Origin of the sequence: Flavobacterium sp. NPDC079362, from assembly GCF_050267765.1 — a bacterium.
In the GTDB taxonomy this organism is placed as follows: Bacteria; Bacteroidota; Bacteroidia; order Flavobacteriales; family Flavobacteriaceae; genus Flavobacterium; species Flavobacterium azizsancarii.
Genome location: NZ_JBNNFM010000075.1, coordinates 1 through 1,864, shown reverse-complemented (window position 1 = coordinate 1,864; position 1,864 = coordinate 1). Strand labels below are relative to the sequence as shown.

General features: G+C 38.7%; 1 protein-coding gene. It reads left to right on the top strand.

What is annotated here, in order from left to right:
* Window positions 1–263: 263 nt before the first annotated feature.
* The gene (istA, locus tag ACQKCJ_RS24695; protein ID WP_271338769.1) at window positions 264–1,829 is read left to right on the top strand and encodes an IS21 family transposase; all 1,566 of its coding nucleotides are present in this window, start codon (window positions 264–266) and stop codon (window positions 1,827–1,829) included.
* The last annotated feature ends 35 nt before the right edge of the window (window positions 1,830–1,864 follow it).

Genomic DNA, 1,864 nt, shown 5'->3' with positions numbered 1-1,864 from the left:
TGGATATTCCGCTGCAAAGGTCGCCACGATTCCGCTACAAAGTACACCACCCATTCCGCTTCAAAGTACGCCACGATTCCGCTGCAAAGGTCGCCACTTATTCCGACGCAAAGTACGCCACTTTACTTCTGATTTAAGAGTTGTAAAGGACTGACATTCCGACACAAAGCACACCACCTTTCTCAAGTCCATTATCTCACTAAGTAGAGATTTAACCGCCATTTAGCATAAGTTTGGTTTGTAATCAAAAAACCACTTGCAGTATGGCAAATAAACCACTTAGTATGATTAAGATAAGACAGATTCTTTTGTTTTTAGAGCGTGGAGTTTCACAACGGACTATTGAAAAAGAAGTCAGAATTTCTAGAAAAACAATCGCACTTTATTTGCTGAAATTTACGCAAACAGGAGTTGATTTTAAGGAATTACTAAAGCGTTCAGATCAAGAACTTGAGAACATACTAGGGCTCTTAAAGCCCGCTGTAGTAGAAGATACTGATCCGCGCAAAGTTCATTTTAATAATCTGATCGGTTACTTCAGCAAGGAACTTAATCGAACTGGTGTAACACGATTATTACTTTGGGAAGAATATATTAAAGAATATCCTGAAGGTTTTCAATATTCTAGATTTTGTGAACTCTTACAAGATCAGGAGAAGATAAACAATGCTGTGATGCATTTTGTTCATACTCCTGCAAAGCTGCTTGAAGTTGATTTTGCTGGAGACATGCTTCACTATGTTGATACTTCAACTGGAGAACTAATCGCGTGCCCTGTATATATTGCTATTCTTCCCTTTAGCGGTTATGGTTATGTGGAGGCTTTACCTGATGCAAAACTACCTCAAGTGGTAAAAGCTTTGAATCATACCATTGAATACTTTGGAGGGGTCCCCTTGACTGTTAAATCAGATAACATGAGGCAATGGGTATCTAAAAGTTGTAAATACGAACCTGTATTTACTGATATGCTCGAACAATGGGCAAACCACAATAATATTGCTCTGCTTGCAGCTCGTCCCTATAAACCAAAAGATAAGGCTTCTGTTGAGAACAATGTAAAGATTACGTATAGACGTATTTATGCCAGTCTACGTAACGATACTTTTCATAGTCTCGCAGAACTCAATAAGGCTATTAGAGAAAAGCTGGATTATCATCATCAATTGAACTTTCAAAAGAAAGTATACAGTAGGCTCGAGTTGTTTAAAAGTCAAGAGAAAACACTACTACAACCTCTTCCAGAATCCCCATACAGTATCAGACATTACACCAAAGCAAAAGTTCAGAAACATTACCATGTATTGGTGGGTGAAGACTGGCACTTTTACTCTGTTCCCTACCGCTATATTGGGAAGGAAGTACGTATTGCCTATGATCAGGATGTAGTGGAGATCTATTGCGATGCACAAAGGATTGCTGTGCATACTAGGAATTACACCAGCCATGGTTATACCAGTATCACGGAGCATATGCCTGAAAGACATCGGATCATTAAGAATCAACGTGGATGGAGTCCAGAATATTATCTCAAAAAAGCAGAAGAAAACGGCCCTAATACTTTTGAATTTTTCAAAAAAGTAATGAACAGTAAACTGATCATTGATCAATCATATACTGCTTGTCTTGGATTATTGAGACTAATGAGCTCCTATGGCAACATTCGGATGGAGGCTGCATGTAAACGGGGATTAAGAGGGCGTAAGTTTACCTACGGTGTTATCAAAAACATCCTGGTGAATAATATGGATTTACTCGAAGAGGAGTCTCCCATCGAGTTCCGCATCCCCGAACACAGTAATATCAGAGGCCCTGAAGCCTATAATTAATCAACTTATAAAACCTTAATAAATGAATACACAAA